General features: G+C 45.7%; 19 protein-coding genes. 13 read left to right on the top strand and 6 right to left on the bottom strand.

The window, feature by feature from the left end; genetic code table 11:
* Positions 1-36 precede the first annotated feature (36 nt).
* Together LRR81_RS20050 and LRR81_RS20045 are read right to left on the bottom strand one after the other, a co-directional pair.
* Positions 37-549, bottom strand: coding sequence for a DUF2812 domain-containing protein (locus tag LRR81_RS20050; RefSeq protein ID WP_231791196.1), 513 nt, complete (start codon positions 547-549; stop codon positions 37-39).
* Entirely contained in the window at positions 524-889 is a 366-nt protein-coding gene (locus LRR81_RS20045) for a PadR family transcriptional regulator (protein ID WP_231791195.1), read from the bottom strand. The genes LRR81_RS20050 and LRR81_RS20045 overlap by 26 nt, the downstream gene beginning before the upstream one ends.
* 187 nt (positions 890-1,076) lie before the next feature.
* On the opposite strand from LRR81_RS20045, the gene LRR81_RS20040 reads away from it, so the two are divergent.
* The 7 genes from LRR81_RS20040 to LRR81_RS20010 all read left to right on the top strand — a co-directional run bounded on the left by LRR81_RS20040 (position 1,077) and on the right by LRR81_RS20010 (position 7,774).
* Positions 1,077-1,820 (top strand): sugar phosphate isomerase/epimerase family protein, encoded by a 744-nt coding sequence (locus tag LRR81_RS20040; RefSeq protein ID WP_231791194.1) that lies wholly within the window; start codon positions 1,077-1,079, stop codon positions 1,818-1,820.
* Entirely contained in the window at positions 1,807-2,763 is a 957-nt protein-coding gene (locus tag LRR81_RS20035) for a sugar kinase (RefSeq protein ID WP_231791193.1), read from the top strand. Before LRR81_RS20040 ends, LRR81_RS20035 begins: the two co-directional genes overlap by 14 nt.
* A 3-nt stretch (positions 2,764-2,766) precedes the next feature.
* Positions 2,767-4,050, top strand: coding sequence for an MFS transporter (locus tag LRR81_RS20030; protein WP_231791192.1), 1,284 nt, complete (start codon positions 2,767-2,769; stop codon positions 4,048-4,050).
* Between the two features lie 87 nt (positions 4,051-4,137).
* Positions 4,138-5,139, top strand: coding sequence for a LacI family DNA-binding transcriptional regulator (locus tag LRR81_RS20025; RefSeq protein WP_231791191.1), 1,002 nt, complete (start codon positions 4,138-4,140; stop codon positions 5,137-5,139).
* Positions 5,140-5,215: 76 nt separating this feature from the next.
* On the top strand, positions 5,216-5,845 hold the full coding sequence (gene hxlA / locus LRR81_RS20020) for a 3-hexulose-6-phosphate synthase (RefSeq protein ID WP_231791190.1): 630 nt from the start codon (positions 5,216-5,218) through the stop codon (positions 5,843-5,845).
* 2 nt (positions 5,846-5,847) lie between these two features.
* Entirely contained in the window at positions 5,848-6,396 is a 549-nt protein-coding gene (gene hxlB, locus LRR81_RS20015; protein WP_231791189.1) for a 6-phospho-3-hexuloisomerase, read from the top strand.
* A 121-nt stretch (positions 6,397-6,517) separates the two neighbouring features.
* Entirely contained in the window at positions 6,518-7,774 is a 1,257-nt protein-coding gene (locus LRR81_RS20010; RefSeq protein ID WP_231791188.1) for an ATP-binding protein, read from the top strand.
* Between the two features lie 46 nt (positions 7,775-7,820).
* Here the strand turns inward: LRR81_RS20010 and LRR81_RS20005 are convergent, their stop codons facing one another.
* Positions 7,821-8,393: a 3D domain-containing protein gene (locus LRR81_RS20005; protein WP_231791187.1), complete on the bottom strand. Its 573-nt coding sequence runs from the start codon at positions 8,391-8,393 to the stop codon at positions 7,821-7,823.
* A gap of 385 nt (positions 8,394-8,778) precedes the next feature.
* Here LRR81_RS20005 and LRR81_RS20000 point away from each other — a divergent pair, with 385 nt between their 5' ends.
* Positions 8,779-11,052 (top strand): ATP-dependent DNA helicase, encoded by a 2,274-nt coding sequence (locus LRR81_RS20000; RefSeq protein WP_231791186.1) that lies wholly within the window; start codon positions 8,779-8,781, stop codon positions 11,050-11,052.
* Between the two features lie 719 nt (positions 11,053-11,771).
* Here LRR81_RS20000 and LRR81_RS19995 read toward each other — a convergent pair.
* Positions 11,772-12,665 (bottom strand): R2-like ligand-binding oxidase, encoded by an 894-nt coding sequence (locus LRR81_RS19995; protein WP_331716364.1) that lies wholly within the window; start codon positions 12,663-12,665, stop codon positions 11,772-11,774.
* A gap of 264 nt (positions 12,666-12,929) precedes the next feature.
* Between LRR81_RS19995 and LRR81_RS19990 the strand changes: the two genes are divergently transcribed.
* Positions 12,930-14,357 carry an amino acid permease gene (locus LRR81_RS19990; protein WP_231791184.1) on the top strand — a complete coding sequence of 476 codons (1,428 nt, stop codon included), beginning with the start codon at positions 12,930-12,932 and terminating at the stop codon, positions 14,355-14,357.
* A 45-nt stretch (positions 14,358-14,402) separates the two neighbouring features.
* Here LRR81_RS19990 and LRR81_RS19985 read toward each other — a convergent pair whose 3' ends face one another.
* Positions 14,403-14,774, bottom strand: coding sequence for a MerR family transcriptional regulator (locus LRR81_RS19985; RefSeq protein ID WP_231791183.1), 372 nt, complete (start codon positions 14,772-14,774; stop codon positions 14,403-14,405).
* 224 nt (positions 14,775-14,998) lie between these two features.
* Between LRR81_RS19985 and LRR81_RS19980 the strand changes: the two genes are divergently transcribed.
* Positions 14,999-15,733, top strand: a complete 735-nt coding sequence (locus LRR81_RS19980) for an SDR family oxidoreductase (RefSeq protein WP_231791182.1) — start codon at positions 14,999-15,001, stop codon at positions 15,731-15,733.
* Positions 15,734-16,316: 583 nt separating this feature from the next.
* Here the strand turns inward: LRR81_RS19980 and LRR81_RS19975 are convergent.
* The gene (locus LRR81_RS19975; protein WP_231791181.1) at positions 16,317-17,258 is read right to left on the bottom strand and encodes a DMT family transporter; all 942 of its coding nucleotides are present in this window, start codon (positions 17,256-17,258) and stop codon (positions 16,317-16,319) included.
* Between the two features lie 172 nt (positions 17,259-17,430).
* On the opposite strand from LRR81_RS19975, the gene LRR81_RS19970 reads away from it, so the two are divergent.
* The 3 genes from LRR81_RS19970 (at position 17,431) to pgmB (ending at position 22,436) form a co-directional block, all read left to right on the top strand.
* Positions 17,431-18,696, top strand: coding sequence for an MDR family MFS transporter (locus tag LRR81_RS19970; protein ID WP_231791180.1), 1,266 nt, complete (start codon positions 17,431-17,433; stop codon positions 18,694-18,696).
* A 723-nt stretch (positions 18,697-19,419) separates the two neighbouring features.
* Positions 19,420-21,726: a glycoside hydrolase family 65 protein gene (locus LRR81_RS19965; protein WP_231791179.1), complete on the top strand. Its 2,307-nt coding sequence runs from the start codon at positions 19,420-19,422 to the stop codon at positions 21,724-21,726.
* Between the two features lie 38 nt (positions 21,727-21,764).
* Positions 21,765-22,436 carry a beta-phosphoglucomutase gene (pgmB, locus tag LRR81_RS19960; RefSeq protein WP_231791178.1) on the top strand — a complete coding sequence of 224 codons (672 nt, stop codon included), beginning with the start codon at positions 21,765-21,767 and terminating at the stop codon, positions 22,434-22,436.
* Positions 22,437-22,546: the final 110 nt, after the last annotated feature.

Raw genomic sequence — 22,546 nt, 5'->3', positions numbered from 1 at the left:
AAACAGCACCATCCCTTCAAGGGAGGTGCTGTTTTGTTATCTCAGCTGCCTGATTTTCCAATACATTCTGGAGATCAGGAAAACATATAAAAAAATAAGGCACGCGTAGACAATTTTAAAAGCGAACATGTAGGGCTTCGGAGAAGGGAAAACAATGACTGCTCCAATGACCACAATAGAACTGAGGACGAGAAGGAGCATGGTCAGCAGCCGGCTGTATTTCTGCGATTTGGATACCGGATCTGTGAAAATTTCAGGAGAAGCATGACTGCTTTCTGTCCTGAAATATTGCCATCCGGCCCATTCTCCTGCCGACTCCCATCCGGCATCCTCGAAAATGGACAAGTATTCTTCCCTGTTAAAATTTATGCTGTTTTGGAAATCAAGCCGGTAGACGTATTCCTTTGGAGCGCCTTTTTCAAAAGTAAAAAAGGGAAAGCTGTATTTTTTAAAATGCCAGCCGCTGCGGCTCATTTCAGCGAGCCATTCTTCCTCCTGATCGTCTTTCCACGCAGGGATTAGCTTAAAGACTCTTTTCATCTGCTTCATATGTTCCGCTCCCCTTCAAAAAATGCTTCAGATAAGGCTTGCTTGCCTCAAGGGTTTTTGCCATCCGCAAGTAATCCAGCCTGATCAGTTCTTTTCCAAAGTCGCTGAGCTGATAGACTTTTCTTCTGCCGTCCCCATCCAGCTTCTCAATTGCCTTATCCTTTTCCAGCTTGCTCAGGGCGCCGTAAAGTGTTCCGGGACCTAACCGGACTTCCCCGCCGCTCATTTCCTCCACCTTCTGCATAATGCCATAGCCATGAAGCGGCTCTGTCAGAGAGATGAGAATATAATAAGTCGCCTGTGTAAGCGGAAGAAAGGACTCAGCGCTTTTCTTTGCCATAAGCACCACATCCTAATTATATCGCCAAGCGATATATCGTATGACGATATAATAACCTAAATGGAAAAGATGGTCAATTTAAATTTTCTAAATAAATAAAATACCCACTTGTTAAAACGCTTTCAATATATTAAACTGTCAATAAACCGGTTTAGTAAAACGATTTAGTAGTGAAGGAGCAACCAACTTGGCACACATCATCCTACCAATGAATTCCTTTCAAGCTGAAGAAAAACTCATGGACATTTTTGAAAAAATCAAAGAAGCTGGGGGGGACGGAGTAGAAATCAGAAGAGAGCTGCTGACAGAAGCGGATGATTTAGATGAAATCGGCAATCAGCTGACACTGCTTGGACTGCAGTGCTTCTACTCAGCTCCGTGCGACTTGTGGCTGGAAGATGGCTGCCTGAATGAAGCTCAGCTCCTCACAGTTCTTGCCGAGGCAGAAGCTCTTGGCGCAAGTCTCGTCAAAGTCAATCTTGGGAGCTACCGAAAAGAAGCTTGCGATATGGCTGAAATGAAGGCGCTTTTAAATAGGCCATTTCAATTAACGGTTGAAAACAATCAAACAGAAGCGGGCGGCACTCTGCCTCCTTTTACAGCGTTTTTCCAAGCAGCAAGAGAATACAGCCTGCCTGTAAAAATGACGTTTGATCTCGGAAACTGGAAAACCTGCGATGAAGATAGCCGGGAGGCATACGCATCCTTAAAAAACGAGATTGCGTATCTTCATTTAAAAGATGTCAGAAAAAGAGAATCTGGATGGGCGTCAGCCTCACTTTCACATGAAAGCATGGAGTTCTGCAGAGAGATGGCGAGAGAGCTTACAGATGTTCCGCTGGCTCCTGAGTATCCGCTCACAGACAAGAAGGAATTAAAAGAAAGCATTAGATTGCTGAGAAAGGCAGGGGAAAGCCATGTCTACTATTGAAACCGTTACGTTCGGAGAAGCCATGACAATGTTTATTGCCGATAAGGAAGGGCCGCTCGCCGACGTTCAGTCATTTTCGAAAGCGCTTGCGGGAGCAGAAACAAATGTTGCGATCGGGCTGGCGCGGCTTGGATTTAAATCCGGCTGGGCGAGCAAGGTTGGAAATGATTCATTCGGGGCTTATATTATGGCACAGCTTGCAGCTGAAAAAGTGGATGTGCGAAGTGTTGCAAAGGATCCCCGGTATCCAACAGGCTTTCAGCTGAAATCAAAAGTAACAGAAGGGGATCCGGCTGTTGAATATTACCGCAAAGGGTCTGCTGCAAGCCATATGGATGAAAACGACTTTGACCCGGATTATTTCGGAGAAGCCTCTCATCTCCATATGACAGGCATTCCGCTTGCTTTATCTGAAAGCACGAGGCGTTTTGCCGAGCGCGCACTGCATTTTATGAAAGCTGCAGGAAAAACCGTTTCCTTTGACCCAAATCTGCGTCCTTCCCTTTGGAAATCTGAGGGGGAAATGATTCAGGCCACAAATTCCATTGCTGCAAAGGCTGATTATCTTTTTCCAGGCATTCAAGAGGGAGAAATCCTGACGGGATATCATAAGGCTGAAGATATTGCCGAGTTCTACCTGAATCAAGGAGTGAAAACCATTGCTGTAAAGCTTGGCAAGGAAGGCGTTTATTACCGGACGAAAGATGAAGAAGGAACAGTCGGCGGAATTCCGGTTAAAGAGGTCGTGGATACAGTCGGAGCAGGCGACGGCTTTGCCGCAGGTATGATCAGCGGAATATTGGAAGACCTGCCGCTTAAAGAAGCAGTGATGCGCGGAAATGCGATAGGAGCGCTTGCTGTTCAGTCAAAAGGGGACAGTGAAGGCTATCCGGACCGAAAGCAGCTTGATGGATATTTAGAACAAATCATAAAAGGGGTGTAAATCATGAAACAATCATTGCCGCGTTCCAGATGGTTACGCTTAATCCCAGTAGTATTTATTACGTACAGTCTCGCTTATTTGGACAGAGCCAATTACGGCTTTGGGGCAGCAGGAGGAATGGCAGAAGATCTGCATATCACTCCGGCTATGTCCTCTCTTCTTGGTTCGTTATTCTTCCTTGGCTATTTCTTCTTCCAGGTGCCTGGCGCCCATTACGCTGAAAAGAAAAGCGCCAAAAAACTGATTTTCTGGTCTTTGATTATCTGGGGTTTTCTTGCAGCAGGAATCGGGATGACAAGCAATGTCTCCATTCTGCTCATACTCCGCTTTATGCTTGGGGTAGTTGAAAGCGCTGTTATGCCGGGAATGCTCGTTTTCCTAAGCCATTGGTTTACAAAACGCGAGCGATCCAGAGCCAATACGTTCTTAATACTTGGAAATCCGGCAACTGTTCTTTGGATGTCTGTTGTATCAGGCTACTTGATTAACCAGGTGGGCTGGAGATGGATGTTTATTGTAGAAGGAATTCCTGCTGTCATCTGGGCTTTCATTTGGTGGAAGCTTGTTAATGACGAACCAAAGGATGCCAAATGGCTGTCTTCTGATGAAAAAAATACGCTTAAAAATGTACTGGAAGCAGAACAGGCCGGCATAAAGCCTGTGAAAAATTATGCAGAAGCGTTTAAATCCAAAACTGTTATTCTATTAAGCATCCAGTACTTCCTGTGGAGCATCGGGGTATACGGATTTGTTCTCTGGCTTCCTTCTATTATTAATGCGGCACCGAATATGGATATTGTGAAAACCGGCTGGCTCTCAGCTGTTCCATACCTGCTGGCTGTTATCATGATGCTTGCCTGCTCTTATTTTTCCGATAAGATGATGAAGCGAAAACCCTTTGTCTGGCCGTTTCTTCTCATTGGAGCGCTCGCTTTTTATGCTTCTTATTTAGTTGGGACAAGCAGCTTTTGGCTTTCTTTCGTCCTGTTAATCATCGCAGGAGGAGCTATGTATGCTCCGTACGGTCCGTTCTTTGCCATCGTTCCTGAAGTGCTGCCGAGAAACGTTGCCGGCGGTGCAATGGCCTTGATCAACAGCCTTGGCGCACTCGGTTCCTTCGTCGGTGCCTATATTGTCGGCTATTTGAACGATGCTACAGGAGGATTCGGCGCATCCTATTTATTCATGGCCGTTTCTCTCTTGCTGTCCGCTATCATTACAATGGTGGCTGTTAAAGAGAAGAAAAAGGTTCAGCACACAGGAGAAGTGCTTCAAGCAGCAAAGTAAGCCGTCCTTTTCTAAGACTGGATTATCGCTTATTGAAAGGCTAAAATAGGATGGTAGCAGAATGTTTTCGAAAAGGAATCGATTCAGATGAAGAAAGTGACTCTGGCTGATGTCGCAGCCCGTTCAGGTGTTTCAAAAAGCACGGTGTCCCAGTATCTCAACCAGCGTTTTGAATATATGAGCAAAACGACAAAAGAAAAAATTGAAAAAGCCATTGCCGAGCTCGATTATCAGCCGAACTATATTGCGAGAAGCCTTAAGCAGAAACGAACCTCCATGATCGGAGTGATCGTTGCCAATATCATGCACTATATGTCGACTGAGATCAGCAGAGCGATTGAAGACTACTTTAATCAGCATGATATTCATGCGATTATCTGCAACGCGGATGATGATTCTGAAAAGGAAAAAAAGTACATCGAAATGCTCCGGGCAAAGCAGGTAGACGGATTGATCATTTTTCCTACCGGACAGAATGCGGCTCTCTATAAAAAAATGGAACAGGAAAATTATCCGGTTGTTTTTATGGACCGCTATGCAGAAGGCATCCATATACCTGCTGTTGCCGTGAATAATGCAGAAGCTGCCTATGAAGCAGCAGAACACCTTATTCAAAAAGGACATGAAAAAATTTCGATTATCACACCGCCGCTAACGATCAGCCCGAGAATCGAGCGGGTACAAGGATTTAAGCAGGCGATGAAGGATTACAATCTTCCCGTCAAAAAGCTTTCTGTGATTAATGCAGAAATCAGCCAGGTGCAAAACGAAATGAAAAGGCTGTTTGAGGAAGAACCGCCGACAGGGCTTCTTGCCGGGAATGACCGGGTGCTGCTTGAAACCCTGGCGTTTTTCAAAAAGGAAAGCATCAGCATCCCTGAGGATGTTTCATTGATTGTGTTTGACAATATTCCTTTTGCCTCCTTTTACCATCCAGCGATCACCTCCATTATTCAGCCTTCCTATGAAATGGGGGCATTTGCCGCAAAGTGCTTAATGAAGCTGATGATGGGCGAAAAACTGGCAGAAGAAAAAAACATTTTCACCTGCAAGCTTGAAATAAGAGAATCAACAGCACAAAAACAATAAAGATAAGCAATCAAGCTTATCTTTATTGTTTGACTTTTTACTAAATCGATTTAGTAATCAGAAAGGCGGAGCAGACATGCAGATACAGCTGGCGATAGACAGATTGTCGATACAGGAAGGCATTGAAATTGCGGAAAAAGCGAGGAAGCACGCGGACTGGATCGAGGTCGGCACCTCCCTGATCAAGGAATACGGCATGGAAAGCGTCAGAAGATTTAAAGAGGCGTTTCCGGAAAAAGTGATTTTAGCAGATATGAAAACAATGGATAATGCCATTTATGAAATGAACCTCTGTTTCCAGGCTGGCGCTGACGCCGCAACCGTTATGGGGGCTGCTCCGTTTGCCACTGTAGAGCAATGCATGGCAGCAGCGGACAAGGCAGGGAAAAAGCTGGTCATTGATCTCTTAGGAACAGATGAAGAGGAAAAAAAGAAGCTCTACACACTTGAGAACGCCATCCTTTGCTTTCACATCAGCAAAGATCAGCAGGAGCATGGAAAGCCTGAGCAGCTCGTCATCCATAAGCCGGCAGGCCTGCAGCAAAAAACAGCTGCAGCAGGCGGCATCTCAATGGAAACACTGGATGAAATTGCGGCATATTCACCGGATATTTTAATCATCGGCTCTGCCATAACAAAAGCAGAAGACCCAGAGCAGGCGGCGGCAGCCTTTGCCGAAAAAATAAAACAAAAGGAGCGGATCTAATAATGGGCAGCATTCAAGATATTCTGGCAGAAATGGATAATGTGCTGAACAAGGTAGAGGAACAAAACGTTGCAGAGCTTGCTGAAAAGCTTGCTGAAGGCAAAAGAATTTTCACAGCAGGCGAAGGCAGGTCAGGGCTTATGGCCAAATCTTTTGCCATGCGCCTCATGCATCTTGGGGGCGAGGTTTTCGTGCTTGGGGAAACGATCACTCCATCTTTAAAAGAAGGGGATATCTTAATTGCCGTTTCAGGCTCCGGCACAACGAAACAAACTGTCTGGACCGCTGAAAAAGCGCGGGAAATTGGCGTAAAGGTGATTGCCGTCACAACAAACCCCGATTCTCCTCTCGGAAAAAGTGCTGACAGTCATCTTGTGATTCCGGCGGCGACAAAGTTCAGAAGAGAAGGAGAAAGCGGGTCTGTGCAGCCGCTCGGCTCGCTTTTTGACCAATGCGCCCACATCTTATTTGATGCCATTTGCCTTGAGTACGGAAAAGCGAAAAAGGTTTCACACGAAGCCGCTTTCTCTAAGCACAGCAATATGGAATAGCATAGGAATAAATACTCACTGACAAAGGGAGGAATTGCCGCAGCGGTGTCGTAAACAAATAGCAGGGCTGCATCTTTTACTAACAGCCATTCATTATAATGGAAAGCGGAGATGATTTGAGATGCTGGCTGAAAAGCTGCTCCTGCATGTGCTGATTGTACTCTCACCTGTCATGCTGCACAGTTTTGTTTATGAAAATCGCCGGATAGGCCAGTCTTCCTTATTTGTCGGGATTACCTACGGAACAGCTTCAGTCCTTTGCCTGATGTTCAGCAAAATCGATTACACGATCTACTGGGATTTGCGCTATGTCCCGATTGTGCTGGCCATGCTTTACAGCGGGCGCAAAGCAGGACTGATTGTCCTTGCTGTATTGATGGCAGAAAGAACGATCATCGGCGGCAGCGGTCTGCTGTACAGCTATGGCTACATGCTGCTCGCAGCTGTTCTTCCTTACAAGTACTCTGGCATATTTCTTCGTGATTTTTCTAAGAAAAAACGAATGATGATCAGCACTTCCCTTGGTTTTTCGCCTATTGTCATCCAAACGGTCGTCATCCTTGTTTATTATCTGTCAAACAGCACCATGTCTTTTTTCGAAGAAGAAGGATTTTGGTACTGCCTTCTCGTCTATGGCAGCCTTCAGGGGGCGGCAGCTGCGATTGGATCAAGGCTGCTGGAAGCAAGCATTGAGAAGAAAGAAATGAAGCAGGAAATTATCCGTTCTGAAAAGCTGAATACAATAGGAGAGATGGCCGCTTCCATCGCACATGAAATCCGGAATCCGCTCACTGTTGTAAAAGGTTTTCTTCAGCTGATGCAGGGAAATGAAAAGGAAGGCAAATATGAATACCTGCCGCTCCTCCTCAGCGAAATTAACCGGGCAGAAGCCATTATCAGCGATTACCTGAACTTCTCCAAGCCAAAGCTTGAAAAAATAGAAAAATTTCAGCTTAACGAACTGCTCAGGGATATTTGCCAGCTGCTTGAGCCGTATGCTGTAAATAAAGGAGTTCTTCTTGAGAGAAGCCTGGCCGGCATTTTAACCATTGAAACAGATAGAAGCCAGTTAAGCCAGGCGATGATCAACCTGATCAAAAACGGCATTGAAGCAACAGAAGAAGGCGGCAAAGTTTCCGTTATACTCAGCCTGCAGGACAAGGGAGCAGTTGTATCGATCACGGATACCGGCAAAGGGATGACGCCTGAGCAAATCTCAAGAATCGGCACCCTCTACTATACAACGAAAGAAAAAGGAACAGGCCTCGGCACAGCGGTATCATTAAAAATTATAGAAACCATTCATGGCAAAGTCCGATATGAAAGCATCATCGGGAAAGGAACGACTGTTACGGTCACTCTGCCATTGGGTGCTTGAAGAACATAAAAAAAACCTGCAGCTTAAGCTGCAGGTTTTCTATCTATTAGCGGTAAATTCTTACTTTTACAGTTTTAACTCCCCATCTGTAAGCCTTTGACTTAGAAGAGAAGAAAACATCAATTTTATTACCCTGCATCGCATGGCCTCTGTCAGCTGCTATGGCATATCCGTAACCTTCAACATAAACCTTTGTGCCGAGCGGGATAACGCGCGGGTCTACTGAAATAACCTTAGCATTTGGATTTTTCTTCAGGTTGATGCCTGTTGCCGTAATGCCGCTGCACCCTTTGCAGCTTGCTGTATAGGCTGTCGCTTTGAACGTCATTGATTTGTAGGAAGCTTTTTTTGCACTCACTGCAGCTTTTTTTGCAGTGGAAGCTGCTTTAACAGTCGTCGCAGGCTGTGAAAGCCTAATGACCTGGTTTCTTTTGATTAGGTCAGTAGAGAGTTTATTCCACTTTTTTAGCTGAGCCACAGTAACATGGTTTTTTTGGGCAATACCCCATAAAGTATCACCAGCTTTTACTTTGTAGCTGGATGAAGCACCAAAGGCCTGTCCGGAAAATCCAAGTGACAAGATAACAATCGAGCTAACAGTCATAATAAACTTCTTCAAAAGTCCTAGTCCCCTTTATGTATATAATGGTATACAATACCAGCAATATATGACAGGCGTGTATCAAAAGGATGCTATTTATGTTACAAAAACATTTCAACTTATGATAATTTACTAGTGTTTAAGACAGATATAGACGGAATAGGAGCCGATAATACCAGTGGTATAGGAGTTTTTGGAGAATATTTCAAGAAGGTAATATATTGATATTTCTTTCATTTTTTTCATGAAATAAGACAACGGTGAGATATGACTCAGTTTATTTTTCTGAAAATTGAGAAATATAACAAAGTGCCTAAAACAGTTGCTCAATGGATGCCGATTTTGTCTAAACTGCCTAACCGGTTTAAACTATAGAGAAGGAAATAACAGAGGAGCGGAGCAAATGGCAAAGGAAGTAAAAATATCTGTAAGGCATCTTGTTGAGTATGTCTGCAAATCAGGAAGCATCGAATCCGGGTTCCGTTCCAGCACCGCTATGCAGGAAGGAACCCGGATTCATCAGGGGATACAGAAGGAATATGGAGAATTGGATCTGAAGGAAGTCTATTTAAAAGCAGAGGTGCCGTATAAGGATCTCTTATTCTTTGTAGAAGGAAGATGCGACGGCCTCCTTTCAGAAGACGGAAAAATGGTGATTGATGAAATCAAATCAACGGCAAAGCCGCTTGCTGATATTTCAGAGGGCGCAGCTGTTCACTGGGCCCAGGCCAGGGTGTACGCCTGGATCTATGCGAGAGACAGCAGCCTCTCTGAAATCGATGTTCAGCTCACCTATGTGCAAAAGGAAACAGGCGAAAAGAAAAGATTCAGAGAAACAGCTCCCCTCAAGGAGCTGGAAGCTTTTTTCTATAAAATGCTTGAAGGCTATGAACCCTTTGCTGCACTCATGGCCCGCCACCGAGAACAGAGGGATCACTCCATAAAAGAACTGTCCTTTCCGTTTGCTTCTTACAGACAGGGGCAGAAGCAATTTGCCGGCTCTGTTTATAAAGCCATCTCAGACAAGCAGGCTTTGTTCGCAAATGCGCCCACAGGGACGGGCAAAACCATTTCAACCATTTTCCCGTCTGTAAAAGCAATGGGAGAAGGACTCACCCAGCGCATCTTTTATCTGACAGCCAAAACCATTACAAGAACGGCGGCACAGGAAGCCTTCGGACAGATGAGAGAAAAAGGGCTGGCTCTCAAAACCGTCACCATAACCGCAAAAGATAAAATCTGCTTTACAGACTGCGGCAGCTGTACAAAGGAGTACTGTGAGTTCAGAGACGGCTACTATGACAGAGTAAACGAAGGCATGCTTGATCTATTAAAAAATGAGTCAGCACTGGACAGAACCGCAATAGAAGCGTACGCGCTCAAGCACAAGCTTTGTCCATTTGAATTTTCCCTTGATTTAGCCTACACGGCAGATGCCGTCATCTGCGACTACAATTATATTTTCGATCCAAAGGTCTCGCTGAAACGGCTCCTGGACGAACAAAAAAAGCAAACTGTGCTGCTCGTTGACGAAGCTCATAACCTCGTTGACAGAGCAAGAAGCATGTACTCTGCTGAAATCAAGAAAAGCCGGTTCCTTAACCTGAAAAGAGAATGGAAAACGAAGAACCCGCCCCTGCAGGATGCAGCAAAGAAGCTGAATGACTATCTGCTGCAGCTGAAAAAAGACGGTTCAGGCAGCGAACGGCTGCTTGAAGAAGTGCCTGAAGAGCTGATCGCCATGCTTGAGCAGTTTCAGCTTCAAGCCGAACAAGAGCTATTGTCAGGAGGAGGAGACGAGCCTCTTCTGGAATGCTTCTTTGAAACAGCAGGCTTCTTGAGAATCTTCAAGCTCTTTGATGAAAGATACAAAATCCTGTTAGAAACCGAAAAAAGCGAAGTCAGAATCAGGCTCTTCTGTCTTGACCCATCCCATCTTCTCAGACAGGCAGGAAAAGCCTACAAATCCATCGTCTACTTTTCCGCCACCCTGTCGCCAGCAGGATATTTCATGGACATGCTTGGCGGAAACCGGGACGAAGACTACAGCGTCAAAATTCCTTCGCCCTTTTTCAAAGAGCAGCTGCAGGTTCACATTCATCCGCTCTCCACCAGATTCAAAGACAGAGAACGGACAAAACCGCAGCTTGTCCACACGCTGTACAATCTGCTCGAAGAACGGCCGGGGAACTACCTATTCTTTTTCCCCTCCTACAAATACATGAACGAAACCTATGAGGCCTACGCTGAAGACCTGCCTGACGCTGATCACATCATCCAATCCTCAGGCATGGCCGAACAAGAACGCGAAGCCTTCCTCGCCTTCTTTGAAGAACACAAAAAAAGAAGCAAAGTCGGCTTCGCCGTCCTCGGCGGCGTCTTCTCCGAAGGCATCGACCTGAAAGGAAACCGCCTCACAGGCGTCGTCATCGTCGGCGTCGGCCTGCCGCAAATCAGCTTTGAACGAAACATCATCAAAGACTATTTCCAATCCGCAGGCAAAAATGGCTATGACTATGCCTATGTCTACCCGGGCATAAACAAAGTCCTCCAGGCAGGAGGACGGCTGATCCGGACGGAAGAGGATGAAGGCGTGATCGTGCTGGTGGATGACCGGTATTTGCAGTGGGGGTATTATGGTTTGCTGCCTGAGGAGTGGCGAGGGGGGATGGGTTAGAGTGGGCTTTTTGGGGGGGTTGGGTATGGAAGGAAAAGGCTAAGGGTGGAAAGCTCCCTCCCCCTCTTAAAGCGAACCTGTCCCTCAATACGTTAGCGGATAACAGGACAGGTGAACTGATCTTTAAGCCCTTGTAGAATGCTGGATTACTTATAGTGGGGACAGGGCTTTAGTTTATTAAAGTGCTGAGGGACAGGCGCTTCATATAAGCAGCCTGTCCCCATTTGCGTTAATTCGACAGGGGACAGGTGCTTTGCTCTGTAAGGCCTCGATAGAAAAGGGATCCAGCAGTTGGGGACAGGTCTTTCATACACTAGCGAAGCGGGGGACAGAGACAGCCAGAAAAGGGGGACAGGGACTTTTAGCCAAACACAAAGATGTTGAGCGAAGGCAAAAACACCTGACCCCACTTTAATGGTGCCCCTGTCCCTTGATGCGTTAAAGTGTTGAACGACAGATACAGCATGCCGTTTTTCTACAGCAGCAAGGGTTAAGAAGATGGGGGACAGGTCTTTTGTGTATTAAAGGAGCGGGGGACAGGTGTCATATAGGGGGCACTTGTCCCTTGATCCGTTAAATTGATAGGGGACAGGGGAGATTTGAAGAATCCCTTGGGAGAGAAGGGATTAAAGGTTTGGGGTCAGGCCTTTAATACACTAGCCTGGTGGGGGACAGGAGCAGCAGGTTTGTAGGGGCAGAGACTGCCCCCATCCCCTCACTCACTCCCCGCCATCCCCTCTAAAAATCTCCTCCACCGTCCGCCCGCGCGCCCTCCCCAAAATCTCCATCCGCACCCTGAGCTGCTTCGCCGAAAATTGCTGAATATCCTGAATGGCAGCTGCTTGTTTTCCGCTGTCTTTCTGTCTGAGAACCATGCCTTCTGCGTTGAGCTCTGCTGCTATGGGTGCGAGCTCTGTGAGTCTTTTCAGGATGAGCGGGTAGAGGTGCGGGTGTTCTGAGATCAGGCGCTGGAGGAGGTAGGTGCCGTAGCTGATGTGTCTGGCTTCGTCGCGTTTCAGGTGTTCGATGCCTTTAAGCAGGCCCGGCATTTTGCCGATGGTTTGAAGGCCGTCGTGAAAGGCTTTGTAGCCTGTTTCGGCGAGGACGCCTTCGGCAAACATGTTGTAGACGCAGGAGGCGTCTGCGATGGCTTCTGGTGATTGGTCATGCCAGAGCTTTTCCATCACTTCCGGAAGAAGCTCGTAGAAGATTTTTTTATAGGCTTCTGAATGATGGTGGGAGAGGTCCCCGTGTTCGCCGACAGCATTAAGAACGAGGCGGAAGAATTCAGTGTGCTTGGCCTCATCATATAAGAAGGTGGTCAGGTAGATTTCTTCTTCGAGACGGCCTTCTCTGGCTGTGACCATCAGAAGGGGAAGCAGGTCCAGTGTGACGGCTTCTTCTCCGCCCTGAAACTGGGCGAGGAGCTTGATTGCCCATTCTCTCTGCCCCTCTGAAAGGGAGTGCCAGTCTTCTTGGTCCTTTGAGAAGTCGATGTCCGCTGGATTCCATGTGCCGAATTTTTTGGCTTTTTGGTACAGCTGCATCGGGAAGGAGTCAGCTGCGAGTCCTTTTGCGCTTGTGCTGATTAGTTTTTTTCTCACTTTTTTCACCTTTGTATTTTGATTATATAGTTAGGTTATGTGGAAAGGTTATTCTCTGTGCATTTGCCATATTATCGGAAAATTTTACCCATTTCGAATTTTTTATACTATTTGTGGATTATATTATTAAGAAATAGTAAACTAGTGAAAAGCGTGCAATTATACTGTATTAATTGGTGAAAAAATCCAAAAGTGTACATGTTTTTAGTATTGCAGGAAAGCTATAATCTTATTTTTTAAGCGCTTACATATTTTACCGAAGGGGAAATGTCCATGAGTCAGGGAAACAATCAATCTTTAAAGAGAGAGCTGAAAGGAAGACATGTCCTGATGATTGCGCTTGGGGGCGTGATTGGAACAGGCTTGTTTTTGGGGACAAGCGTAACCATTCATGAAGCAGGTCCGGGCGGGGCGCTGGCTGCTTATTTGTTTGGCGGGTTTGTAATGTATTTGACGATGCTTTGCCTTGGGGAGCTTGCCGTGGCTTTGCCTGATGTTGGTTCCTATCAGACGTACGCAACGAAGTTTATTTCGCCTGGAACCGGTTATATGATTGGCTGGATCGCCTGGCTGAACTGGGCTGTGACGGTCGGGCTTGAGCTTTTGACGGTGAGCCTCTTGATGGAACGGTGGTTTCCGGATGTACCGACATGGATTTGGTGTATTGTGTTTGCGGTTCTGCTTTTCAGTATTAATGCCCTTTCTACAAAGAGCTTCGGGGAAGTGGAGTTCTGGTTTTCATTCATTAAGGTTGCAACAATTATTGTGTTTATCTTGCTTGGCGGTGCGGCGATGTTCGGATTTATGCCGATGAAGGGGGATCCTGCACCATTTCTTGCCAACTACACATCACATGGCGGTCTTTTTCCGAATGGATTTTTAGCGATCCTGACAACGATGATTGTGGTGAATTTTTCTTTTCAGGGAACAGAGCTGGTGGGAATTACGGCTGGAGAGAGCGAGCATCCTGAAAAGACCATTCCAAAGGCGATCAACAATACAGTATGGCGGATTCTGGTGTTCTTTGGACTCGCAGTGTTCGTGCTCGCTGGTTTGTTTCCATGGGAAAATGCGGACAAGGTAGAAAGCCCGTTTGTGGTGGTGTTTGATAAAATCGGGATTCCGTATGCGGCTGATATTATGAACTTTGTTATTATTACAGCTGTTTTATCTGTAGCGAACTCAGGGCTTTACGCAACGTCCAGAATGCTGTGGTCCATGTCCAATAACGGCATGATTCCGAAGTTTTTCGGCAGGCTGAACAAAAGAGGCGTTCCGATTAATGCGCTTAGCGTCAGCATGCTTGTCGGCTGCCTTTCACTGATAAGTGGATTTAAAGCACCAACTACTGTTTACTTATGGCTGACATCCATTGCAGGATTTGGTGCGGTGCTTGTCTGGGCATCGATTGCTTTATCCAACCTGCTGGCACGGAAGAAGTTTTTGGCCGAAGGCGGCAATGTGAAGGACCTGAAGTTTAAAACACCGCTGTATCCGATTGTTCCAATTCTTGCTCTCGTATTTAACGTGGCGGTTATTATCAGTCTTGCTTTTATACCAGACCAGCGGATGGCGCTGTATTGCGGAATTCCGTTCATTATTGTTTGCTACCTGGTATACAGGTTCTATGCGAGCAAGCATATGGATTTGAAGGAAATTAAGACGAACAGTGCAGATTTTAATATTAAAGAAGAGGCTTAAATAGTATGAGAAAAGCTTTCCCTCCCCGGGAAAGCTTTTCTTCTTTTACTGATTCCTTTCATTTTCTTTAATTTCATACATAGCTGCTTTATAACTAATCGCTTCCAGATGTTTTAAATCCTCATTAATTTTGTTTTGCACCTTTACTTTATGCTGCATCATTATTTCCTTCCGTTGAGAAAGAGTCGCATCTCCCATATCATATAAATCCAGATACCGCTTGATTTCGGAAATAGGCATGCTAGTGGCTCTAAGTGTGCGGATAAAAGATAAGCTTTCAACGTTTTGATCAGTATATAATCTGTGTCCTCTGGGATCACGGGATATATTTTTTAATAGCCCTTCCTTTTCATAATATCTAAGTGTATTGGCAGTCACATTTAAATGTTCCTCGATATATTTCATTGAATATGCCATAAGGTTTTTAGCTCCTTTTGCTTATAGTAACAATAGGTTAAAGGTGAAAAAATAATGAAGATTAAGGATAAGAATTCTTATTTTACTATGCATTATTTTACAGGGATATTCAAGCTTGACTTATTGTTACTGCAACAAGCTATTCTGAAGAAGCATTGTTGATGAGCGAAGTTAACAGTGGAATGATGGTTCCAATCAAATATGGCAGTGCGGGGGGAATAATAATGTCGAATATTAAAGATAAGGTAATCGTTATTACTGGTGCAAGCAGCGGAATGGGAAGAACGGCTGCAGTTTTGCTGGCAGAGCGAGGAGCAATAGTAGTTGCTGGTGCACGAAGAGAAAAGGAGCTTGAAGAATTGACCGCAAACATTCATTCCAAGGGAGGCACTGCAAGTTTTCAGGTGACGGATGTGACAAAGCGAAATGATGTTGAAAATCTGGTCAAGCATGCTGCAGATACTTTCGGAAAAGTGGATGTTGTGATAAATAACGCTGGGGTTATGCCTATCTCTCTCCTTGATGACTTGTTCGTTCGGGATTGGGAAAATATGATTGATGTTAATATCAAGGGTGTTCTGTATGGCATAGCAGCCGCGCTGCCTATTTTCCGAAAGCAGAAATCAGGCCATTTTATTAATATTGCATCAACAGCTGGACATAAGACTGTACCGACACAAGCCGTCTATTCCGCTACAAAATATGCTGTACGGGCCATTTCAGAAGGGCTGAGGCAAGAGGCTGGTGATGAGATTAGGGTAACGATTATTTCACCTGGCATGACCAGAACATTCGATATGGCTTCCATATCAAATCCTGCTGCAAGAGAGAAGCTCAAGGATTTTGAAAGAATCGCTATGTCTCCGGAAGCGATAGCCCGGGCGATTGCGTTTGCGATTGAACAGCCATCAGATGTTGATGTAAACGAGATTGTTGTCCGGCCAACTGCGCAGGCTTAACCTTTTTATTGGAGGTGAAAAAATAGTTTAAGGTTCCAGCCATAAACTGTTTTTGTAAAAAGTTAAAACCCCTGATCATAGGAGATCGGGGCTCAAAGGATAAAAAAGCAGCTAAGCAGATTAGCTGCTTTTTTGCTAGCTTAGCAGTTACAATTTTGGATTTTTTTTCTATAATAGAGGCAGCAGAGCGAATGGAGGGAATGGCGATCATTAAGAGACATATTATTGGAATTCTTGCCTTTATTGTCATTTTTAATTTATTTCTAATTGCAATAAGCAACAACAATCCTTCCAAGGCAGAAAATATAACGATCTTTTTTTATGGCACCTACTTTTTTTCCTGGTTATCTTTCGTGGGGCTGGGTATTTCATGGCTGTTAGTTTTTTTCCGTAGGAAATACTCTGTCATGATACGTATTATTCTTCCTTGTATACTTCTGGCTTTTATTACAGTACTCCTTTTTAAGTCCGCTTACCTAACAGTTTTTGCTGTTGTAAGCTGTGCTGTTATGCTCAGTATCATCCATGGCAAAAGGAAAAACCCGATTCACAGTGTCTAGTGATTCGGGTTTTTATCTATTATTTAGCCATGTAATTTTGCTTGTTCTTCTTGCCGCTGTCTTCGGTTTCTGCTTCTCGTTCTGAGCTCTTCAATGGCTCCAGATCCGAGGAGCACGCCTCCGATGATGAGCAGGAGGCCTATGAAGTGAGCGGGAAGAATTTTTTCGCCGAGCAGGAGGGCAGAGCCGAGCAGGGCGAAAAAGGTGTTCAGGTTCATAAAGATGGATGCTTCCGCTGCTCCTGCTTTGCCGATGACGCTGTTGTAGGTCATGTGGCCGACAGCTGTGGCAAAGACGGCTGATGCGAAAAAGCAGGCCCAGACGGTCAGGGAGCCGGTTGCCATGCTGGCGAGTCCGCCGGGTTCTGTCCAGAGGCCGAGGCCAAAGAGAATGAAAGACCCGAAGATTAGCATATAGCCAGTCAGCAGGCGCGGGTCCATGATTTTAGCGGCTTTGCTGACAATCATGAAGCTCGCTGCCTGGCTGATGATGCAGATGAAAATGTCCAGGTCGCCGATGTTGATGGAGGTGATTCCTTTTCCGCCGGCAAGAACAGTAAAGGTGACCCCTGCAAAGCCGAGCAGAAAGCCTGCGAGCTTGAGGGGGGTTAATTTTTTATTTAGAAAAATAATCGAAAAGATGGCTGTAAGCACTGGTCCGAGACCGAGAATCAGGCCGCCGTTTGCGGCAGTGGTTTTGGCTAGTCCTGTAGAAAGAAAGTAATGATGGCCGACGACATTCAGAAGGCCGCCAAATACGATAAATTTAATTTCCTGCAATGTCGGCTTTCTGAGCTGCTTGATGATAGCGAGTATCGTCAGAACGGTGATGCCTGCTGTAAAAATGCGGAAGGAGGTCATGGTGACAGGCATAAAGCTTGTGACAATAATTTTAAGAAAAGAGACGTTAAACCCCCATAACAGCATGATGCCGATTAGGATGAGGTAGGTTTGCTTGTTTTTCAAGATTTCCCTTCTTTCTAAGCAGTATGCACTTTCCAGGATGGAATGGATTCCTTCTTACCATACCAAAGATGCTTCAGTAAATGAAAGAAAATTTGTTCAGTCTTTTCCTATTCATTTAGGAATTGGGAAATGGTACTATTTAACAAGAAATGCTTTAGAGGAGGGAGAAGGGATGAAGGAATTGCGGCAGTTTCACCCGACGATTAAAATCCGGCTGGCGGAATCATTTATCAGTTCGACCGTCGGCAGTATGGTTTATCCTTTCATGGCTATTTATTTATCTCATTATTTTGGGCTGAAAACGACGGGACTGCTGCTTTTAGTGAATGTTTTCATCGGTATCTTTTTTAATTTTATCGGCGGATATATTTCCGATCAGTTTGGGAGAAAGAAGACAATTGTGCTGGCCGAGTCATTGCGGTTTCTTGCTTTTACGGTAATGATGCTCTCAAACTCTCCGTGGTTTTTTTCACCGGTGCTTACGTTTTGCATGATGTCGCTGAACAGCATCTGCTGGGGGCTTGCAGGGCCTGCCAATCAGGCAATGCTGATTGATGTGAGCAGGACGGAGGAACGGAAGCTGATGTACACGATATTATATTGGACGAGTAATCTTTCTGTAGCGATTGGCGGGATAGCTGGAGGCCTCTTGTTTGAGCATTATTTGTTCGAGCTTTTTGCAGCTATGTCGGCTGCCGCTTTTTGCGCATGGGTCCTGATTGTGTTTTTTATCAGCGAAAGCCATACTCCGAAGGAAAGCGCGGCAAAGTCAGCCGCACAGCATGCGGCTGGTCTTTTGAAAAGCTATGGAACAGTATTGAAGGACAGAGTGTTTGTTCTCTTCGTCGTTTCAGGTGTGCTTGTCCTCTCGATGGAGTTTCAGCTGACAAACTATATCAGCATCCGCTTGAGCAATGATTTGCCGATGCAACATGTTTTCGGCTGGGCTTTCGGAGGGACGGAGATGGTTGGGTTCCTTAGGACAGAAAATACGATTCTAGTCGTAATTCTAGCTTTATTTGCTGTGCGCCTGGCATCCAAAATGAAAGAAAGCACGGTTCTGATCGCCGGGTGCATTGTTTTTACCGCAGGCTACGGTGTAATCTCCTACTCTCTTAATATATGGGTGCTTTTTGCAGCTATGGCATTCGCTACTGTTGCAGAGGTGATGAAGACGCCGATTCAGCAGCACTATACGGCAAGCCTCCCGCCTGAGGATGCCAGAAGCTCCTATATGGCGGTATCCGGCCTGAATTTTAACCTGGGGATGCTCATCTGCTCCATCACCGTCACGTTGAGCGGATTCTTTTCAAGCTTTGTTTCCTCGCTTTTCATTACAGCAATCGGGGCAAGCGGCATTTTTATATACATGGTGATTCTGCCTGGGTTAAAGGAGAGGACGGATGTGCAGGAGGATCGTTTGGTGAAAGCGGAATAAAGAGAAGGCCTGGCTGCAGCGGGCCTGCTTTCCTATTAATATCAGTATGTATAACCAGCGCTTGTCAGGGCTGAACGAGCGGCCTCCGCTTTTCTCTGTCCAGCTCCAGCAGCTAGCCCCTCGAGTCGCTTCATAAAAAAACAAAAAGTCTAAGTGCGGACTTTTCGGTTTTTTCTTCCAGCGCTTGTCGGGGCTGAACGAGCCGCTTGCGCTTTTCTTATTGTCCAGCTCCGGCCGCTAGCCCCTCGAGGTCATAAGCCGCTCATCCAGGGAAAGGAAAGATCGCCTTTCCCCGGCTGATAGTCTTATGCTTGTCGGGGCTGAACAAGCGGCCTCCGCTTTTCTCTGTCCAGCTCCAGCGGCTAGCCCCTCGAGTCACTTCGAAAAATCCCAAAAAGTCTAAGACCGGACTTTTCGGGATTTTCCTCCAGCGCTTGTCGGGGCTGAACGAGCCGCTTGCGCTTTTCTTATTGTCCAGCTCCGGCCGCTAGCCCCTCGAGGTCATAAGCCGCTCATCCAGGGAAAGGAAAGATCGCCTTTCCCCGGCTGATCGTCTTATGCTTGTCAGGGCTGAACAAGCGGCCTCCGCTTTTCTTTTTTCAAATTAATTCAAATAATAGTTATCTATAATAGGAAAATGATAGTATAATGAAAGCGGATTAAAAAATTTTTCCGCTGTTGTGAAAACGGTTGCACAATGAGCTGGAGAAAAGGGTGAAAGTGATGAAAAGATTATTTGAGGTAGATAACTGGAAGATCATTGAATCAGAGCTTCATAAAGACGAATTCCGATTGGCTGAAAGCATGATGAGCATCGGCAACGGCCACATGGGGATGCGCGGAAATTTTGAAGAGATGTATTCCGGAGATTTTCATAGAGGTTCTTATATTGCAGGCGTTTGGTTTCCAGATAAGACAAGAGTCGGCTGGTGGAAAAACGGCTATCCGCAATATTTCGGCAAGGTCATCAATTCGATCAACTACCTAGGCATCCGTGTGCTGGTTGACGGCGAGGAAGTGGATCTTTTCAAGGACGAGGTGAAGGAGTACAGCCGTGAGCTTGATATGCAGCATGGCGTGCTGGAGCGGAAATTCACGGTTGTGAAAGATGAAAAAGAAACAGCTTTTCATGTTGTCCGCTTCTTGTCTGTTGCTGAGAGCCAATTGGCTGTCATCAAATATTCCGCAGTACCTGTGAACTATGATGGCGAGATTACGTTTATTCCTTACCTTGACGGTGATATCCGGAATGAGGACTCGAACTATGAGGAGGATTTCTGGCAAGAGGAAAGCATTGAAACAGGGGAATACGAAGCAGCACTTGTCATGAAAACTAAAGGAAATCCGTTTGGTGCGCCAGTTTTCACCGTAAGCGCTGCGATGAAAATTGAAGCAGAGGGTGACGTTGTTTCTGTTTCGCCGAACCAAAAAAGCGAGTATGCTGACAACATCATTACAATGAAAGCAGAGAAGGGAAAAGCCTCTGTTCTTTATAAGTACGCTGCTGTGACAACAGACAGGGATCATCCAAAGGATGCGCTGATTGCGAAAGGAAAAGCGGTTTTAGCAGAGCAGACGGAAAAAGGCTATGCTGCTTTGCTTGAAGAGCATAAAGCAGGCTGGCTGAAGCGCTGGGAAATGGCGGATGTGGAAATTGAAGGCGATGCAGAAGCCCAGCAGGGAATCCGCTTTAATCTGTTCCAGCTGTTCAGCACATATTATGGTGAAGATGCCCGCCTGAACATTGGTCCTAAGGGCTTTACAGGAGAAAAATATGGCGGGGCAACTTACTGGGATACAGAGGCTTACGCACTTCCTTTGTACTTATCAACAGCGAAGCCGGCCATTGCGAGAAATCTTACCGTGTACAGGCACAACCAGCTTGAAGGGGCTTACCATAATGCCCGCCAGCAGGGGCTGAAAGGCGCTCTCTACCCGATGGTGACCTTTACAGGGGTTGAGTGCCATAATGAATGGGAAATTACATTTGAAGAAATTCACCGCAATGGGGCGATTGCCTATGCGATTTATAACTATGTCAATTACACCGGCGACAAAGCGTATCTCCATGAATACGGCCTTGAAGTCCTGACTGGCATTTCCCGCTTCTGGGCAGACCGCGTGCATTATCATGCAAAAAAAGCGGTCTATATGATGCACGGTGTCACAGGTCCGAACGAGTACGACAACAATGTTAACAACAACTGGTATACGAATGTAATGGCTCAGTGGACGCTGAATTATACGATGAAAACAGTCCAGTATTTAAAAGAAAACGGTCATGCTGACAAAATCGATGAGCTCGGAATCACAAGCGAAGAGATCGAAAAGTGGCAGGATATTGCGGCGAACATGTACCTTCCTTATGATGAGGAGCAGCAGGTTTTCGTTCAGCATGATACGTTCCTTGATAAAGAGCTGATGCCTGCTGATGAGCTGAAGCCGGAAGACCGTCCAATCAACCAGAACTGGTCATGGGATAAAATTTTAAGAAGCTGCTTTATCAAGCAGGCAGATGTGCTGCAGGGAATGTACTTCTTGAATGACCAATTTACAGAAGAAGAAAAGCGCCGCAACTTTGAATTTTATGAGCCGATGACCGTTCATGAATCTTCCCTTTCACCATGTGTTCACTCCATCCTTGCGGCAGAGCTCGGCATGGAAGAAAAAGCATATGAAATGTACAACAGAACAGCAAGACTTGATCTGGATAACTATAACAACGACACAGAGGACGGCCTGCATATCACAAGCATGACAGGCTCATGGCTATCCATCGTGCAGGGCTTTGCCGGCATGAGAACATTCAATGAAACACTGTCGTTTGCTCCGTTTATTCCAAAAGCGTGGAAAAGCTACACATTTAAAATTGTGTACCGCGATCACTTGATTACAGTTAAGGCAGAAGGAACAAATGTACACCTTTCACAGGAAGGACCTGAGCTTTCGCTGAAGCTCTATGGCGAAGATGCTGTTCTTCCAGAGAACGGGAAACTTTCCGCAGCGATTAACAGTGCAGTTGTACAATAATGAAGAAGGGGGGATTCCCCCCTTTACCGGAGGCTTGAATGATGGGCAAAATCGAAGCATTTATCTTTGACCTGGACGGAGTTATTACAGATACCGCAGAATATCACTACTTAGCCTGGAAGGGCCTTGCTGAAGAAATCGGCATTACCTTTACAAAGGAAGATAACGAGCAGCTGAAGGGAATTTCCCGGATGGAATCGCTGGAGCTCATCTTAAAGCTTGGCGGCAGGGAAAAGGATTTTTCACAGGAAGAAAAAGAACAGCTTGCCGCGAAGAAAAACGAGCACTATGTAAAACTGATTGAAACGATTACACCAGCTGATATTCTTCCTGGCATAGAGCCGTTATTGGAAGAGATCAAAAAGCACGGACTGAAGCTCGGGCTTGCCTCTGTCAGCAAAAATGCGTTTGCTGTGATGGAATCTCTTGGTTTAAAGGAAGAGTTTGATGTAATTGTGGATGCGGCGAAAATTCAAAAAGGAAAGCCCGATCCCGAAATTTTCCTTACAGCAGCAAAGCTTTTGAATGTGGAAGCATCTGCCTGCATTGGAGTTGAGGATGCAGCAGCAGGTGTGGATTCCATTAAGGGAGCCGGGATGTTTGCGGTTGGCGTGGGGTCGGAAGAAACGCTTCATAAAGCGGATGTGGTTTATACTGGTACAGAGCTGCTTAGTTATGATGGGATTTTGAAGGAATTTACAGAAAGATAAAAGGAAGCGTGCGGAATTTGGTTTCTGCACGTTTTTTTATAGTCACACCCTGAAAGGTTTTATATGCTGCTAAGCGAATAAAGCATCGCATGGACCTGCTAAAAAATGAG

Source organism: Metabacillus kandeliae, from assembly GCF_021166585.1.
Lineage (GTDB): Bacteria > Bacillota > Bacilli > Bacillales > Bacillaceae > Metabacillus_B > Metabacillus_B kandeliae.
This window is presented reverse-complemented; position numbering and strand designations above follow the sequence as displayed.